We start from the raw sequence: 14,990 nt of genomic DNA, 5'->3' as shown, positions 1-14,990 counted from the left end.
CTGCAAAACAGAATTCAGGAATTAGGAGAAATACTCATGATTAAGCTTAACAACGTCAGCAAATGGTACGGCCAATTTCAAGTCCTGACCGATTGCACTACGCAAGTGGCCAAGGGCGACGTGGTGGTGGTGTGCGGACCGTCCGGTTCCGGTAAATCGACGCTGATCAAGACCGTCAACGGCCTGGAGCCGTTCCAGAAGGGCGATATCACGGTCGACGGCATCTCGGTCGGCGATCCCAAGACCAACCTGTCGAAACTGCGCGCGCGCATCGGCATGGTGTTCCAGAACTTCGAACTGTTTCCGCACATGTCGATCCGCGAAAACCTGACCATCGGCCAGGTCAAGGTGCTGGGCCGCAGCCAGGATGAAGCCAATGAAAAAGGCTTGAAGTACCTGGACCGCGTCGGCCTGATCGCGCAGAAAGACAAGTTCCCGGGCCAGCTCTCCGGCGGCCAGCAGCAGCGCGTGGCGATTGCCCGTGCGTTGTCGATGGATCCGATTGCGATGCTGTTCGACGAGCCGACTTCGGCGCTCGATCCGGAAATGATCAATGAAGTGCTGGACGTGATGGTCGGCCTGGCGCAAGAAGGCATGACCATGATGGTGGTGACGCATGAAATGGGTTTCGCCAAGAAGGTCGCCAACCGCGTGGTGTTCATGGACAAGGGCCTGGTGGTGGAAGATTGCACCAAGGACGAATTTTTCGGTGCGCCGCGCTCCGACCGCGCTCGCGATTTCCTGGCGAAAATCATCCACTGATCGCTGAGTATCGCCCAAGACAGTAAGCCGCCGCGGAGCATATCCGGGCGGCTTTTTTATTGCGGGTAGCCGGCTGCAGCAGCGCCGGCCAGCCGCAAACCGTCGGCATTTCGCGAAGCGCCGGCTCCGGCTGCGGTAAAATGACGCCCTAATCCGCAAGCCATGCCGGAGCGTTTTTTTGCAGAAGAGAATGAACATGACTGACGCCTTGACCGATACATTGACCATCACCCGCCCCGACGACTGGCACTTGCACCTGCGCGACGGCGTGGCATTGGCCGCCGTCCTGCCGCATAGCGCACGCCAGTTCGGCCGCGCCATCGTGATGCCGAACCTGAAGCCACCGGTGACCACTACCGCGCAGGCCGCGGCCTACCGCGACCGCATCCTGGCGGTGCTGCCGCCCGATCTGGCGTTTGAGCCCCTGATGACGTTGTACCTGACCAACAACACGCCGCCCGACGAAATCCGGCGCGCCAAGGACAGCGGCTTCGTGCATGCTGTCAAGCTGTACCCGGCCGGCGCCACCACCAATTCCGACGCCGGCGTGACTGACCTCAGCAAATGCTACAAGACGCTGGAAGTGATGCAGGAGCTCGGCATGCCATTCCTAGTGCATGGCGAAGTCACCGATCCGGCGATCGATATTTTCGACCGCGAAGCGGTGTTCATCGACCGTGTGATGCAGCCGCTGCGGTCCGACATGCCGGAACTGAAAGTGGTGTTCGAGCACATCACCACCAAGGACGCCGCCCAGTATGTCGAGAGCGCCAGTGGACCGGTGGCGGCTACCGTCACGGCGCATCACCTGCTGTACAACCGCAACGAAATCTTCAAGGGAGGCATCCGGCCGCATTATTACTGCCTGCCGGTACTGAAGCGGGAAGAACATCGGCAGGCATTGGTGCAGGCGGTGACTTCCGGCAGCAGCCGGTTCTTCCTCGGCACCGATTCGGCGCCGCATCCGAAGGGTTTGAAAGAGCATGCCTGCGGCTGCGCCGGCTGTTATACCGCATTGCATGCGATGGAGCTGTATGCACAAGCCTTCGACCAGGTCGGTGCGCTCGACAAGCTGGAAGCATTCGCCAGTTTTAACGGCCCGGCCTTCTACAACCTGCCGCGCAACCAGGGCACGGTGACGTTGAAGCGCCAGCCGTGGACTTTACCGGCGGAACTGCCGCTGGGGGAAACCACCCTGGTGCCGCTGAACGGCGGCGAAACGATAGACTGGCAATTCGCGTAAAGTTATTCAAAGCTTCGTTTTAAGCTTCGCTTAAAGCCTCGTTTTTCATCTTTTGCATCGACATGGTGCGATTTTTGCATGCTTGAATGGCAGGAGTGGATAAAGCTGTCCTCCATACTGTCTAATCGTAGCAAAGGCCCTGTTAGGGACGCGGATTTCAAGCATGCAAAGTCTACGTATCGTTGTTGTCAATCCAGTCGCCATCGAAGGCGACGACGATCCTGCGTTCGAAGCGCAGGCCGCACGTGGCAAGGCTTTGCGCATCGGCTTGCTGGAGGCTGGCTACAACATCATCGCTTCATTGCCGGCCGACCTTTACCTGCCCGAAAGAATTGCTCAGTTGCAACCAGACATGGTCATCATCGATGCTGAATCCGACGCCCGCGACGTGCTGGAGCATGTGGTGGTGGCGACGCGCGATGCGCGCCGTCCCATCGTCCTGTTTACCGAGGATGCAAAAACTTCCAGCATGGATGCGGCAATGGCCGCCGGCGTTTCCGCATACATCGTTGCGGGGCTGCAGACGGCGCGCATCAAGCCGGTGCTGGAAGTGGCGCTGGCGCGCTTCCGGCAAGAGCAGAAGCTGCTGGCGGAGCTGTCCGACACCAAGCTGAAGCTGGCTGAGCGCAAGCTGCTGGACCGCGCCAAGGGTTTGCTGATGGATCACCATAAGCTGAGCGAGCAGGAGGCTTATCAAAAGCTGCGGCGGCTGGCGATGGACAAGAACCTCAAACTGTCCGAAGTGGCGCAACGTATTATCGACGCTGCTGACCTGTTGGGCTGATCAAGCCGTCAACTGCACGCCCAATCGCTGCGAGCTTGTTTGGTGCATTGCACAAGGCCGGTGCGCTTTTTGAGCGAAAAACCGGCATGCTTGTGTACCGTTACGCGTTTTCCCTGCAAAAAATTCCTGGCACGTGGTTTGCATAGTCAATTTCAAGCGCCAACGCTGGCGCTGCTGGAATCGGCTAACGGCGGCCTTCTCCACATAAGACAAAGGTGTCTTTCCGCATGACTTGTTCATTGCGGGACGACGCCTTTTTTTGCGCCTTTTTTGTTGCAGGAAACAATCTGGAGCCACGCGATGGAATCAAGCAATGCACTGCAGCTAGACACCCCGGAGACGCCTAACACGCTTGTCGACGGCAAGCGCCGTCAACTATTACAAACCGCGACTCTCGCGGCAGGAGCCAGCATGTTAGGACTTTCCAGCACCGCAACTGGAGCTTGGGCCGCGGGTTCGGACAAACCGGAAAAGACCGAGGTCAAGATCGGCTTCATTCCGCTGACCGATTGCGCATCGGTGGTGATGGCGTCGCTGCTCGGTTTCGACAAGAAATACGGCATCAAGATCGTGCTCAGCAAGGAAGCCTCATGGGCCGGCGTGCGCGACAAGCTGGCCAACGGCGAGCTGGATGGGGCACATGTGCTGTCGGGCCTGATCTACGGCGTGCAGATGGGCATAGGCGGCCAGAAGAAAGACATGGCGATCCTGATGGGGCTCAACAATAACGGCCAGGCCATTACGCTGTCGAAGAAGCTGGCCGACAAGGGCGCTGTCGACGGCCCTTCGCTGGCCAAGCTGATGGCCAGCGACAAGCGCGAATACACCTTCGCCCAGACTTTTCCGACCGGCACCCACGCCATGTGGCTGTATTACTGGCTGGCCGCCAACGGCGTCAATCCGCTCAAGGACGCCAAGGTGATTACGGTGCCGCCGCCGCAGATGGTGGCCAATATGCGGGTCGGCAACATGGATGGCTTCTGCGTCGGCGAGCCTTGGGGTCACCGGGCGATCGTCGACGGCGTCGGCATTACCGCCATCACCACCCAGGAAATCTGGAAAGACCATCCGGAAAAAGTGCTGGGCACCACCGCAGAGTTCGCCGCCAAGAATCCGAACACCTGCCGCGCCTTGATCGCTGCCGTGCTGGAAGCGGGAAAATGGATAGATGCTTCGCTCGCCAACAAGAACAAGATGGCTGAAGCGATCGCTGACAAATCGTATGTCAACACCAGCAAGGACGTGATCGACCAGCGCATCATGGGGCGTTACCAGAACGGCCTCGGCAAGACCTGGGACGATCCGAACTACATGAAGTTCTACAACGACGGCCTGGTCAATTTTCCTTACCTGTCGGACGGCATGTGGTTCATGACGCAGCACCGGCGCTGGGGTTTGCTGAAAACCGATCCGGACTACCTGGCGGTAGCCAAGTCGGTCAGCCAGATCGCCCTCTACAAGGAGGCGGCGACGATGACCAACACACCAGTGCCGAAAGACGCTTTGCGGACTTCGAAACTGATGGATGGCACGGTGTGGGACGGCAAGAATCCAGCCGCTTATGCCGCCTCCTTCAAGATCCATGCATAGATCAATCCAGATACGTCACAACCGCGGTTTATTTGGGAGCCATCATGAGCGCAATCATGGACACAGCGGCAAATGCAAATCGCCAGGCGGCGACCATGGATAACAAGGCGGCGGAGGCTGCCGCCGATACTGTCGCCATTGCGCCCCGGCCGTTGCCGAAAACCGGCAGCCGCCGCAGCAGCATGCCATCCTGGCTGATGCAGATCATCGCGCCGCTGCTCGGCCTGGCGTTCCTGGTGCTGGTCTGGCAGATCATCGCGATGAGTAACAGCCAGTTCCCGACGCCGCTGCTGACCTTGCAGGAAGCGCTCAAGCTGTTTGCCGATCCGTTCTACCGGACCAGCCCCAACGACCAGGGCATAGGCTGGAACATCCTGGCTTCGCTGCAGCGGGTCGGCGTCGGCTTCGGCCTGGCGGCGCTGGTCGGGATTCCCCTCGGCTTCATGATCGGCCGCTTCAAATTCCTGTCCAGCATGTTCGGTCCCATCATCAGCTTGCTGAAGCCGGTATCGCCGCTGGCCTGGCTGCCGATCGGCCTGCTGGTGTTCAAGTCGGCCAATCCGGCGGCGATCTGGTCGATCTTCATCTGCTCGATCTGGCCAATGATCATCAACACCGCGGTCGGCGTGCAGCGAGTGCCGCAGGATTACATGAACGTGGCGCGCGTGCTCAACCTGTCGGAATGGAAAATCATCACAAAGATCCTGTTCCCTTCGGTATTGCCGTACATGCTGACCGGCGTGCGGCTGGCGATCGGCACCGCCTGGCTGGTGATCGTCGCCGCCGAAATGCTGACCGGCGGCGTCGGCATCGGTTTCTGGGTCTGGGATGAATGGAACAACCTTAACGTGCCGCACATCATCATCGCCATTGTGGTGATCGGCGTGGTCGGCCTGCTGCTGGAGCAATTGCTGGTGGCGCTGGCTAAGACGTTTACCTATGAACAGGTATCGAATTAACCGAAGTCGAGGACAACATGGAACAACGCGACGCCAAATTCATCGATATCCATCAGGCCGAAATGGTGTTCAACACCAGCAAAGGCCAGTTTCACGCGCTGCGCGATATCAACCTGACCGTGCGCAAGGGCGAGTTCGTGACCCTGATCGGCCATTCGGGCTGCGGCAAGTCGACCTTGCTGAACCTGATCGCCGGCTTGCTGCTGCCGAGCGACGGCGTGCTGATTTGCGCCGGCCGTGAAATTGGCGGACCGTCGCCGGAACGGGCAGTGGTGTTCCAGAACCATTCGCTGCTGCCCTGGCTGACCTGCCACGAAAATATCCATCTCGGCGTCGAGCGCGTATTTGCCGCCAGCGAAAACAAGAGCGCCTTGAAGGAGCGCACCAAGGCCGCGTTGGCGATGGTGGGGCTGACCGCGGCCGGGCAAAAGCGTCCGCATGAAATTTCCGGCGGCATGAAACAGCGGGTCGGCATCGCCCGCGCTTTGGCGATGGAGCCCAAGGTCTTGCTGATGGATGAACCGTTCGGCGCGCTAGACGCGTTGACCCGCGCCCACCTGCAGGACGAGTTGCTGAAGATCGTCGCCAAGACCGGATCGACGGTGGTGATGGTGACACACGATGTCGACGAAGCCGTGCTGCTGTCCGATCGCATCGTGATGATGACCAACGGTCCGGCCGCCACCATCGGCGATATCGTGCAGGTGCGGCTAGAGCGGCCGCGTGAACGCGTGGCGCTGGCGCAGGATCCTTTGTATGCGGAGTACCGGACCTCGGTGCTGGAATTCCTGTACCGCAAACAGGCGCATCCGGCGGCGCAAGCGGCGTGAAAGCGGCCTGGAGTGCAGATATGAAACCACAAGGCAAAGTGATGCTGGTCGGCGCCGGCCCCGGCGATCCCGATCTGCTGACGCTGAAGGCAGTCAAGGCCATCGCGCAAGCCGATGTGCTGCTGGTGGACGACCTGGTCAATCCCGAGGTGCTGATGCATGCGCCAGGCCGCGCCAGGGTGATCCATGTCGGCAAGCGCGGCGGTTGCCAGTCGGCCTCGCAGGAATTCATCGAACGCCTGATGGTGCTGGAAGCGCAGGCGGGTCATTGCGTAGTGCGCCTGAAAGGTGGTGATCCGTATCTGTTCGGACGCGGCGGCGAAGAGCGCGCGCATTTGCGCCGGCAAGGCGTGGCGGTCGAAGTGGTGCCGGGCATTACCAGCGGCATGGCGGCCGCAGCCAGCATCGGCATTTCAGCTACCCATCGCGACCATAGCCAGGGCGTGATTTTCGTGACCGGCCATGGCAAGAGCGAGAGCGCACAGCCGAACTGGAAAGCGCTGGTGGCGGCGGGCATGACGCTGGTGGTGTACATGGGCGTGGCCCGCTGTGCGCAATTGCAGCGCAGCCTGCTGGCGGCGGGCATGGCAGCTGCCATGCCCGCCGCGGTGATCCAGTCGGCGACCCTGGCGACGCAGGCGCAACTGCTGACCAGCCTCGGCCAGCTGCCGCAGGCCCTGCAAGACAGCGGCCTTGGCAGTCCAAGCATTATCGTCATCGGCGAAGTAGTGCGTTGCGCCGATACTTTCGCCGAGGTTTGCGCCGATCTCGGCCAGCAGAATTTGCAGCGGGCTGTGGGCTGAACCGCTTGCGCGCAAGGTAAAATGCGCGGCAAATGCCTACTCCCGCCGCCCTCATCGATTGGTCACAACCCTGGCTCAAGCCGTTCCGCATCCTCGGCCGGCGCCTGAGCACTGCGGCCTCAGTTTCCGATAATTGGCGGCTGGCCTTGAATGCGCTCGCCCAGGAGCGCGGCATCCGCAATTACCAGGGGCTGCCGATCAGTTTTGTGGCGCAGGCCGAATTGCCGCCGGCGACCGCTTACGAAGCATTCATCGGCAGCAGCGGCAAAGTGCCGACCCGCGACAACCTCCACGATTTCCTGAATGCCCTGATCTGGCTTTCGTTCCCGGCCATCAAGGCGCGCCTGAATGCACTGCAGGCGGCCGAGCTGGCCAAGGCCGGCACTGTCTCCGGCGCTAGCCAGCCGCGTGGCGCAGCGCGCGATGCCGCTACCATCTTTGATGAAAACGCCGCTTTGCTGCTGGTGCCGGATAACGCCGCGGGGCTGGCGCTCAGCGCTGCCCTGCGCCAGCACCAATGGCAGCAAGTGTTTGTCGATCAAGGCCACATGTTTGGCGGCGAAGCCGAGATCTGGCTGTTCGGCCACGCCTTGCTGGAAAAACTGGTGCAGCCGTACAAGGCGATTACGGCGCACACCCTGGTGCTTGGCGTGCCGGAATCCTATTTCGCGTTGACCGATGAAGCCAGGCGCGGCTGGATCGATCAGCGCATTGCCGCCGAACTGGCGCAGCCTGATGCGCTGATCGGGCGCCTGACGCCATTGCCAGTGCTGGGCGTGCCGGGCTGGAGCGGCGGCCAGGACCAGGCCTTCTATGCCGACGTCGCGGTGTTTCGCCCAAAGCGCGGCAAGTGAGGCGGCAAATGATGCCGGCCTGATAAAATCGACTTACTTAATTTTAAAAGTGACTCATCGCATGCAATTCCTGGACAAAGCCATTACCGATTTCGACAACGCCTTGCGGGTGATCACCGGACAGGCTTCGGCTTCGCGTCCGAATCCGGCGCTGCTGGCTGCCGACGGCGTGCTGGATGCGGCCGAGCAGCGCCACAGCGCCGGCCTGATGCGGGTCAATCATGTCGGTGAAGTTTGCGCCCAGGCACTGTATGACGCCCAAGGCCGTTTCGCCCAAGGCGATCCGATCAAGCAGCAATTCGCCGAAGCGGGCAGGGAAGAGGAAGACCACCTGGCCTGGACCGCGGAACGCTTGCGCGAGCTGGGTTCGCATGTCAGCTTGCTCAATCCGCTGTGGTATGCCGGTTCTTATGCGCTGGGGACGCTGGCGGCGCGCCTGGGCGATGTGCGCAGCCTGAGTTTTGTATCGGAAACCGAGCGTCAGGTTGAAGCACATCTCAGCAGCCATCTGGAACAGCTGCCGCTGCAGGACGCCAAGTCGCGCGCCATCGTCGAGCAGATGCGCGAAGATGAAATCGCCCATGGCGCAGCAGCGCGCGCGTTGGGGGCGGCAGAAATGCCGCGTCCGGTGCAAAAGGTGATGCAGGCGATGTCGAAAGTGATGACGACAGTCGCCTACCATATCTGAAGAACTAGCGTCGTGTCATGCCTCATCTGTCGGCATCTCGCTTGTCCTTGACCCGTATCGCGTCGTTGCGCCTCGTCGCCATAGCCCCGCTATGTCTCCTCGGCACGCCTAGCGCTACGGGCCAAGGCCGGCGCGATATACCGACAGATGAGGCATGACACGACACTAGGCTTCGACTGCGGTTTCCGCCAGGTCGTCGACGATGTCGAAGGAGTGGGTGATTACGGCGGTTTTTTCCAGCATGATCGAGGCCGAGCAGTATTTTTCATGCGACAGCTTGATTGCGCGTTCCACCAGGTTGGGTTTCAGGTTGCGGCCGCGCACGGTGAAGTGGAAGTGGATCTTGGTGAATACCTTGGGTTCTGTCTCTGCCCGTTCCGATTTCAGCGTGACGTCGCAGCCGCGGATGTCCTGGCGGCTTTTGCGCAGGATCAGCACCACGTCATAAGCGGTGCAGCCGCCGGTGCCGGCCAGCACCACTTCCATCGGCCGCGGCGCCAGGTCGCGTCCGCCGCCGTCCGGCGCACCATCCATCGTCAATATGTGGCCGGAGCCGGTTTCTGCCAAAAACGTCATGCCGGACGAGCCGGTCCAGCGAACAGTGCATTCCATATGATCTCGTGAGAGTGATTGTGTCGTCATATTCTAACTGCTCTTGGCGGACCCGGTTTAGCCGGATTTTGTTGCATAAAAGAAAATTAAACCGTAAATTTTTACTAAAAATCTCGATTCTCTACCTTGCGATGCACAATTCTGTTTGCTAAGATCAATCTAATCGTTGCAAGATTGATTCTCGGCAACGAACACCATGTCTCCTCCACCCCTCCACAGGAGTGGATTTAAACCCGACGCCACAGCGCAGTTCGGGTTTTCTTTTATCCGGAACACCGGTTGCAGGTGTTTAGGACCTGGGTTACAACCGCATTTACAACATTCCATAGCGCAAACGGTCATTTTTTTCAATCGGTTTGACGCCAAGTCCTTGAAAAGGCTATAATTTACGGCTTTTCCGTTTGCTCAGGAAAAGATAACAAGGAAGAGTCTGTCGCTGATGCAGGACGATGTTCCGGTCTAAAAGCCGGGTTTTCGATAGCGGCGGAACCACCATTTGAGCGAATTAAACTAGTTAGGAAGTCAACATGAAAACTTTTTCCGCTAAGGGCCATGAAGTCCAGCGTGATTGGTTCGTGATTGACGCGACGGACAAAGTCCTCGGACGTGTTGCCAGCGAAGTGGCACTCCGACTGCGCGGCAAACACAAACCGGAATTTACTCCACACGTTGATACCGGCGATTTCATCGTCGTCATCAATGCAGGCAAACTGCGCGTCACTGGCGCCAAGGCAACCGACAAGACATATTTCCGTCACTCCGGTTACCCAGGCGGCATCTACGAAACAAATTTCCAGAAAATGCAACAGCGTTTTCCAGGTCGTGCGCTGGAAAAAGCGGTCAAGGGCATGCTGCCTAAGGGTCCGCTTGGCTACGCCATGATCAAGAAGCTCAAAGTGTACGCAGATGGCAGCCATCCGCACACCGCGCAGCAACCTAAAGCACTTGAACTCTAAGGAATAGACATGATCGGTAACTACAATTACGGAACCGGCCGTCGCAAGAGTGCAGTGGCTCGCGTTTTCATCAAGTCCGGCTCCGGCCAAATCGTCGTCAACGGCAAGCCAGCGAATGAATATTTTTCGCGCGAAACCGGCCTGATGGTGATTCGCCAGCCACTGGAACTGACCAACCATGTCGAAACTTTCGACATCAAGGTCAATGTCAGCGGCGGCGGTGAATCCGGCCAGGCTGGCGCAGTTCGCCACGGCATCACTCGTGCACTGATCGACTACGATGCAACTTTGAAACCGGAGCTGTCCAAAGCCGGCTTCGTTACACGTGATGCACGTGAAGTTGAACGTAAGAAGGTCGGTCTGCGCAAGGCACGCCGCGCAAAACAATTCTCCAAGCGCTAATCTACGCTTTCAGAATATCGAAAAGCCGCCAGGTTTGCGCCTGGCGGCTTTTTGCCATTTGCTGTTGGATTATTGTGTTGACTGTTGCGCTCTTTATCAAAAGGTAACATTGGGAAACACGCTGCAGCGCCTGCGCCAGCAAGGGATTTCCGATTTCAATGTTAAGCCGCCCTAACGATTCATTGGCTGATAAAATAGCCAGCTCTTGGCGGCAATTCACCCAGAATACCGGGTCCAACATCGTACTATTTTCATATCGGGTTTAAAGACGGATTGCGAAAATGTACAGCTCCATGCAAGGAAAAAAGATGATCAAAGTCGGGATTGTGGGTGGTACGGGTTATACAGGGGTCGAGTTGCTGCGTTTGCTGGCAACCCATCCGCATGCGCAGCTGCAGGCAGTGACTTCGCGCAAGGAAGACGGCATGCCGATTGCCGACATGTACCCGTCTTTGCGCGGCCGTGTTGCGCTGGCGTTTTCTGCGCCTGAAAAAGCCCGCCTGACCGACTGCGACGTGGTGTTCTTCGCCACTCCGCACGGCGTCGCCATGGCGCAGACGCCCGAGCTGCTGGAAGCCGGCGTCAAAGTGATCGACCTGGCTGCCGATTTCCGCCTGCAGGACACTGCGGTGTTCGAGAAATGGTACAAGATGCCGCACAGCTGCCCTGAGCTGCTGAAGGAAGCCGTATACGGTTTGCCGGAGCTGAACCGCGCCGCCATCAAGGGCGCGCGCATTATCGGCAATCCGGGTTGTTACCCGACCACCATGCAGCTCGGCCTGGCGCCGTTGCTGAAAGCCGACGTGGTCGACGCTTCGCACCTGATCGCCGATTGCAAATCGGGCGTATCCGGCGGCGGCCGCAAGACGGAAATCGGCATGCTGTTCTCGGAAGCCAGCGACAATTTCAAGGCTTACGGCGTGTCCGGCCATCGGCATTCGCCGGAAACTCTGGAGCAGCTCGGCAAGCTGACCGACAAGAAAGTCGGCCTGTTGTTCACGCCGCATCTGGTGCCGATGATCCGCGGCATGCATTCGACCATCTACGCGCGCCTGACCAAGGACATCGACAACGCGGCCTTGCAGGCGCTGTTTGAAGATGCCTACAAGGATGAGCCGTTTGTCGACGTGATGCCGTTAGGCTCGCATCCGGAAACCCGTTCCACCCGTGCTTCGAACATGCTGCGGATCGCCTTGCATCGTCCCGACAACGGCGACACCCTGGTGCTGCTGGTGGTGCAGGACAACCTGGTCAAAGGTTCTGCCGGCCAGGCGGTGCAATGCATGAATCTGATGTTCGGCCTGGAAGAGACTACCGGCTTGCTGCACGTGCCAGTCATGCCATGACGCCATCCGTTTGCGTTTTTGAGCGGCCGAGCCGGCAGCGATGAAGTATAAATTGTGGGTTCGGCGCATGTCGATTTCGGCGCCGAAGATGACGGTGAAGAGCCATTACCCATGGCCGCTGAAAGCGCTTTTCCTGGCGCTGGTGCTGGGTTTTGGCGGCGCGATTGCACTCTGGATATATGACCTCGGGCGCGATTTCACCGGCCACAGCCCGGTAGTCAGCAAACAGCAGCTGGCCGACCTGAATGAAAAAGTGGGCGCCTTGACGGCGGAGCGGGACCGTTTCTCGAGCACCGTCAATGCCGCCGAAAGCCGGCTCAATATCGAGAAAGCGGCGCAGGAACAGCTGGGCCAGCAAATCAAGGTGCTGGAAACCGAGAATGCCAAGCTGAAAGAGGACCTCGCATTCTTCGAGGGCCTGCTGCCGAATGCGACGGGCAGCCAGGGCATCACCATCCAGCGCCTGACCGCCGAATTGTTGACGCCTACACAATTGCGCTATCGAATGTTGATCATGCAGGGCGGCAAGGGTGCCAATTTTGTTGGAAATGTGCAACTATTGGTGACTGCGACTGTGGCGGGTAAAAGCACGGTGCTGACTTTCCCGGGCGCCAGCGCCACGGCTGCAGAAAAGACCGCTTCCCAGCTGGATTTCAAGTATTACCAGCGCGTCGAGGCCGAACTGACCTTGCCGGAAGGCGCCGTGGTCAAGGCGATTCAGGCCAAGGTCATGGAAAAGGGCCAGATGCGGGCGCAGCAAACCTCTAATTTGTAAAAAAGGAAACATCATGTTCAACCGTAAAGCAAAGAGCACTATCGATAGCTTGATTGGTTCGTCGACCAGCATCCAGGGCGATGTCCACTTCAAGGGCGGTCTGCGCATCGACGGCAATGTGAAAGGCAATGTAGTGGCGGAGCCTGGCGAAACCAGCGTCCTGGTGATTTCCGAGAGCGCCAAGGTGGAAGGCGACGTGCGGGTCGCCCACCTGGTGGTCAACGGTGAAATCAGCGGCAATGTTTATTCTGCCGAACTGCTTGAATTGCAGCCAAAAGCCCGCATAACCGGTGATGTCAATTACAAGGCGCTGGAAATGCACAGCGGCGCCCTGGTAAGCGGCAAACTGACCCATGAACAGAATGTGGCTGAGCCGGTATTGAAACTTGCCATGTCGCAAACTGGCTGAGATTTGGGTGTGTAGTGTTTCGTAAGTAATGGAGCTTCAGAAGTGGTGTATTTTTGCGTCAGGCTAGGCGCAAACCGGAGCGATAGCGGGACTATCGCGAGGATTTGCAACGACGCCTGGCGTGAAAAGACGCCGCTTATGAAGTTGCATTATTTGCGAGACACTGCACTAGCCTGCAAGAATCCGGGCAAGCGCCTATAATGCAGTATTGTATGTACCCCGCAGGAGCCAAAAATGAATGCTGTCGCTGAAATTCAAGATGTAGTCGCCTCGCCGATCGTGTTTACCGATAGCGCTGCCGCCAAGGTTGCGCAACTGATCGAAGAAGAAGGCAATCCAGACCTCAAATTGCGCGTTTTCGTGCAAGGTGGCGGTTGCTCCGGTTTCCAGTACGGATTCACCTTCGATGAAATCGTCAACGAAGATGACACCACGATGAGCAAGAACGGTGTGCAACTGCTGATCGATTCGATGAGCTATCAATACCTGGTCGGCGCTGAAATCGACTACAAGGACGACCTGGAAGGCGCGCAATTCGTGATCAAGAATCCGAATGCGACGACTACCTGCGGTTGCGGTTCTTCCTTCTCGGCTTGATGAAGTAATTACCTAAGCAACACGCGGCTCTTGAAAAAGGACGCCGGGAGGAATCCCCGGGCGTCCTTTTTTATTGCCCGTTTTATTGCTTTGCGTGTCCGGCAGGATGCCCTCAAGCGGGATACAGCGCTCCCAGGATCCGTAAATCGCGCGCGCCAGTCACCAGCGGCAGGTTACCCGGCTGACGTTGGTCAAAACGCAGCGCCAGCCAGGCGAAAGCCACTGCTTCAACATGGTTGGGAGCAATGCCGAGCGCCTCGGTAGATTGCACGGTTGCCGCCAGGTGGCGTTTTTGCAGCGCTTGCGCCAGTTGCTGCATCAGGTAGGGGTTATAAGCGCCGCCGCCGCAGACATACACGGTTTGCGCCGCTGGCGCATGTTGCGCGATCGCGTCGGCGATGGTGGTAGCGGTCAGCAGCGCCAGCGTGGCCTGTACGTCGGCGGCGGCAAGCTGAGGCAAACCGCCGAGATGGCGCGCCAGCCAGGCTTCATGGAACAGATCGCGCCCGGTGCTTTTGGGCGGCGCGGCGGCAAAATAGTCTTCCTTGCGCATGGCGTCGAGCAAGGCCGGCGCCGGTTGGCCGCTGGCTGCCCACAAGCCATTCTCGTCGTAGTCCTTGCCGTGATGGCGCTTGATCCATAAATCCATCAGGACATTGCCCGGGCCGGTATCGAAGCCGATGACGTCTCGGCTCTGGCCCGGCGTTGCATGGCCCAGCGTCTCATGGTCATACAGCACGCTGATGTTGGCGATGCCGCCGATATTCACCACCACTCGGGTTTGCGCCGGATCGGCGAACACGGCCTGGTGAAAAGCCGGCACCAGCGGTGCGCCCTGGCCGCCGGCGGCGATGTCACGGCTGCGGAAATCGGCGATGACGTCGATCCCGGTCAGCTCGGCCAGCAGCGCCGGATTGTTGGCCTGGCGCGTGAAGCCCAGTTCGGGCCGGTGCCTGATGGTCTGGCCGTGGACGCCGATGGCACGGATCTGGTCTGACCGCAAACCAGCGTCCGCCAGCAGGCGCTCGACGCAAGCAGCGTAATGTGAACTCAGGGTATTGGCGACCAGCGCTTCGCGTTCGATTTCGTCCTGGCCGGCGGTTTGCAGCGCCATCAGTTCGGCCCGCAGCGAGGCAGAAAACGGCACGTAGGCCGACGCCAGGGTGGCTACCGGATGCTGCCCCGGGGTGCCGGGAAATGCCGCGATGACGCCATCGACGCCATCCAGGCTGGTGCCGGACATGAGGCCGATGAACAAGCCGCTTTGGATAGTTGGAGTGGGCATAATAAAACCGTTGTGAGATCAGCTGATTTTACTAGCGACTCGACAACGGTTCTAAGTTTATTCCGAATTCGGCAAACCCCAGGCTCGCCGAAAGT

General features: G+C 59.0%; 18 protein-coding genes. 15 read left to right on the top strand and 3 right to left on the bottom strand.

All coding sequences use genetic code 11. The features are described 5' to 3' along the window. Positions 1 to 36: 36 nt before the first annotated feature. The 9 genes from CFter6_RS22255 to coq7 all read left to right on the top strand — a co-directional run bounded on the left by CFter6_RS22255 (position 37) and on the right by coq7 (position 8,513). Entirely contained in the window at positions 37 to 762 is a 726-nt protein-coding gene (locus tag CFter6_RS22255; protein ID WP_014007953.1) for an amino acid ABC transporter ATP-binding protein, read from the top strand. A 196-nt stretch (positions 763 to 958) separates the two neighbouring features. Next, positions 959 to 2,005, top strand: a complete 1,047-nt coding sequence (pyrC, locus tag CFter6_RS22250) for a dihydroorotase (protein ID WP_417924780.1) — start codon at positions 959 to 961, stop codon at positions 2,003 to 2,005. Positions 2,006 to 2,168: 163 nt separating this feature from the next. Continuing rightward, a complete protein-coding gene (locus CFter6_RS22245) occupies positions 2,169 to 2,789 on the top strand; it encodes an ANTAR domain-containing response regulator (RefSeq protein ID WP_061541759.1) in 621 nt (206 codons plus the stop codon). A 300-nt stretch (positions 2,790 to 3,089) separates the two neighbouring features. Beyond that, the gene (locus CFter6_RS22240) at positions 3,090 to 4,379 is read left to right on the top strand and encodes a CmpA/NrtA family ABC transporter substrate-binding protein (protein WP_082814941.1); all 1,290 of its coding nucleotides are present in this window, start codon (positions 3,090 to 3,092) and stop codon (positions 4,377 to 4,379) included. 182 nt (positions 4,380 to 4,561) lie between these two features. Further along, positions 4,562 to 5,338 (top strand): nitrate ABC transporter permease, encoded by a 777-nt coding sequence (ntrB, locus tag CFter6_RS22235; protein WP_417924814.1) that lies wholly within the window; start codon positions 4,562 to 4,564, stop codon positions 5,336 to 5,338. A gap of 17 nt (positions 5,339 to 5,355) precedes the next feature. Beyond that, entirely contained in the window at positions 5,356 to 6,168 is an 813-nt protein-coding gene (locus tag CFter6_RS22230; RefSeq protein WP_061541756.1) for an ABC transporter ATP-binding protein, read from the top strand. A gap of 20 nt (positions 6,169 to 6,188) precedes the next feature. Continuing rightward, positions 6,189 to 6,971, top strand: coding sequence for a uroporphyrinogen-III C-methyltransferase (gene cobA / locus CFter6_RS22225; protein ID WP_061541755.1), 783 nt, complete (start codon positions 6,189 to 6,191; stop codon positions 6,969 to 6,971). Between the two features lie 32 nt (positions 6,972 to 7,003). Next, positions 7,004 to 7,825: a DUF3025 domain-containing protein gene (locus tag CFter6_RS22220; RefSeq protein ID WP_061541754.1), complete on the top strand. Its 822-nt coding sequence runs from the start codon at positions 7,004 to 7,006 to the stop codon at positions 7,823 to 7,825. 61 nt (positions 7,826 to 7,886) lie between these two features. Next, positions 7,887 to 8,513 (top strand): 2-polyprenyl-3-methyl-6-methoxy-1,4-benzoquinone monooxygenase, encoded by a 627-nt coding sequence (gene coq7 / locus CFter6_RS22215; RefSeq protein ID WP_061541753.1) that lies wholly within the window; start codon positions 7,887 to 7,889, stop codon positions 8,511 to 8,513. A 165-nt stretch (positions 8,514 to 8,678) separates the two neighbouring features. Here the strand turns inward: coq7 and CFter6_RS22210 are convergent, their stop codons facing one another. Then, positions 8,679 to 9,125: an OsmC family protein gene (locus CFter6_RS22210; RefSeq protein ID WP_014007944.1), complete on the bottom strand. Its 447-nt coding sequence runs from the start codon at positions 9,123 to 9,125 to the stop codon at positions 8,679 to 8,681. A 527-nt stretch (positions 9,126 to 9,652) separates the two neighbouring features. Here CFter6_RS22210 and rplM point away from each other — a divergent pair. Together rplM and rpsI are read left to right on the top strand one after the other, a co-directional pair. After that, positions 9,653 to 10,081 carry a 50S ribosomal protein L13 gene (gene rplM, locus CFter6_RS22205; RefSeq protein ID WP_014007943.1) on the top strand — a complete coding sequence of 143 codons (429 nt, stop codon included), beginning with the start codon at positions 9,653 to 9,655 and terminating at the stop codon, positions 10,079 to 10,081. Between the two features lie 9 nt (positions 10,082 to 10,090). Then, entirely contained in the window at positions 10,091 to 10,483 is a 393-nt protein-coding gene (gene rpsI, locus CFter6_RS22200) for a 30S ribosomal protein S9 (RefSeq protein ID WP_014007942.1), read from the top strand. Between the two features lies 1 nt (position 10,484). Here rpsI and CFter6_RS22195 read toward each other — a convergent pair whose 3' ends face one another. After that, positions 10,485 to 10,724: a hypothetical protein gene (locus CFter6_RS22195; RefSeq protein ID WP_061541752.1), complete on the bottom strand. Its 240-nt coding sequence runs from the start codon at positions 10,722 to 10,724 to the stop codon at positions 10,485 to 10,487. A gap of 67 nt (positions 10,725 to 10,791) precedes the next feature. Here CFter6_RS22195 and argC point away from each other — a divergent pair, with 67 nt between their 5' ends. From argC to erpA, 4 genes are all read left to right on the top strand, one after another. Further along, complete coding sequence (argC, locus tag CFter6_RS22190) at positions 10,792 to 11,829, top strand: N-acetyl-gamma-glutamyl-phosphate reductase (RefSeq protein WP_061541751.1); 1,038 nt, start codon at positions 10,792 to 10,794, stop codon at positions 11,827 to 11,829. Positions 11,830 to 11,896: 67 nt separating this feature from the next. Then, complete coding sequence (locus CFter6_RS22185) at positions 11,897 to 12,604, top strand: DUF6776 family protein (RefSeq protein WP_061541750.1); 708 nt, start codon at positions 11,897 to 11,899, stop codon at positions 12,602 to 12,604. Positions 12,605 to 12,617: 13 nt separating this feature from the next. Beyond that, on the top strand, positions 12,618 to 13,013 hold the full coding sequence (locus tag CFter6_RS22180; RefSeq protein WP_061541749.1) for a bactofilin family protein: 396 nt from the start codon (positions 12,618 to 12,620) through the stop codon (positions 13,011 to 13,013). A 234-nt stretch (positions 13,014 to 13,247) separates the two neighbouring features. Next, positions 13,248 to 13,610 carry an iron-sulfur cluster insertion protein ErpA gene (erpA, locus tag CFter6_RS22175; RefSeq protein WP_014007938.1) on the top strand — a complete coding sequence of 121 codons (363 nt, stop codon included), beginning with the start codon at positions 13,248 to 13,250 and terminating at the stop codon, positions 13,608 to 13,610. Positions 13,611 to 13,722: 112 nt separating this feature from the next. On the opposite strand, the gene CFter6_RS22170 is transcribed toward erpA, so the two are convergent. After that, entirely contained in the window at positions 13,723 to 14,895 is a 1,173-nt protein-coding gene (locus CFter6_RS22170; RefSeq protein ID WP_061541748.1) for an anhydro-N-acetylmuramic acid kinase, read from the bottom strand. Positions 14,896 to 14,990: the final 95 nt, after the last annotated feature.

Source organism: Collimonas fungivorans (assembly GCF_001584145.1).
GTDB classification, from domain to species: domain Bacteria; phylum Pseudomonadota; class Gammaproteobacteria; order Burkholderiales; family Burkholderiaceae_D; genus Collimonas; species Collimonas fungivorans.
The sequence above is the reverse complement of the archived record's forward strand: the minus strand, read 5'-3'. Positions and strand labels throughout refer to the sequence as shown.

Bases quoted from the DNA above. Each gene is read 5' to 3' on its own strand.
- ntrB (WP_417924814.1), top strand. From the start codon at position 4,562: ATGCCATCCTGGCTGATGCAGATCATCGCGCCGCTGCTCGGCCTGGCG.
- CFter6_RS22170 (WP_061541748.1), bottom strand. From the start codon at position 14,895: ATGCCCACTCCAACTATCCAAAGCGGCTTGTTCATCGGCCTCATGTCC.
- CFter6_RS22195 (WP_061541752.1), bottom strand. From the start codon at position 10,724: ATGTTGGACCCGGTATTCTGGGTGAATTGCCGCCAAGAGCTGGCTATT.
- coq7 (WP_061541753.1), top strand. From the start codon at position 7,887: ATGCAATTCCTGGACAAAGCCATTACCGATTTCGACAACGCCTTGCGG.
- erpA (WP_014007938.1), top strand. From the start codon at position 13,248: ATGAATGCTGTCGCTGAAATTCAAGATGTAGTCGCCTCGCCGATCGTG.
- CFter6_RS22230 (WP_061541756.1), top strand. From the start codon at position 5,356: ATGGAACAACGCGACGCCAAATTCATCGATATCCATCAGGCCGAAATG.
- cobA (WP_061541755.1), top strand. From the start codon at position 6,189: ATGAAACCACAAGGCAAAGTGATGCTGGTCGGCGCCGGCCCCGGCGAT.
- pyrC (WP_417924780.1), top strand. From the start codon at position 959: ATGACTGACGCCTTGACCGATACATTGACCATCACCCGCCCCGACGAC.
- CFter6_RS22210 (WP_014007944.1), bottom strand. From the start codon at position 9,125: ATGGAATGCACTGTTCGCTGGACCGGCTCGTCCGGCATGACGTTTTTG.
- CFter6_RS22220 (WP_061541754.1), top strand. From the start codon at position 7,004: ATGCCTACTCCCGCCGCCCTCATCGATTGGTCACAACCCTGGCTCAAG.
- rpsI (WP_014007942.1), top strand. From the start codon at position 10,091: ATGATCGGTAACTACAATTACGGAACCGGCCGTCGCAAGAGTGCAGTG.
- CFter6_RS22185 (WP_061541750.1), top strand. From the start codon at position 11,897: ATGTCGATTTCGGCGCCGAAGATGACGGTGAAGAGCCATTACCCATGG.
- argC (WP_061541751.1), top strand. From the start codon at position 10,792: ATGATCAAAGTCGGGATTGTGGGTGGTACGGGTTATACAGGGGTCGAG.
- CFter6_RS22255 (WP_014007953.1), top strand. From the start codon at position 37: ATGATTAAGCTTAACAACGTCAGCAAATGGTACGGCCAATTTCAAGTC.
- CFter6_RS22240 (WP_082814941.1), top strand. From the start codon at position 3,090: ATGGAATCAAGCAATGCACTGCAGCTAGACACCCCGGAGACGCCTAAC.
- CFter6_RS22245 (WP_061541759.1), top strand. From the start codon at position 2,169: ATGCAAAGTCTACGTATCGTTGTTGTCAATCCAGTCGCCATCGAAGGC.
- rplM (WP_014007943.1), top strand. From the start codon at position 9,653: ATGAAAACTTTTTCCGCTAAGGGCCATGAAGTCCAGCGTGATTGGTTC.
- CFter6_RS22180 (WP_061541749.1), top strand. From the start codon at position 12,618: ATGTTCAACCGTAAAGCAAAGAGCACTATCGATAGCTTGATTGGTTCG.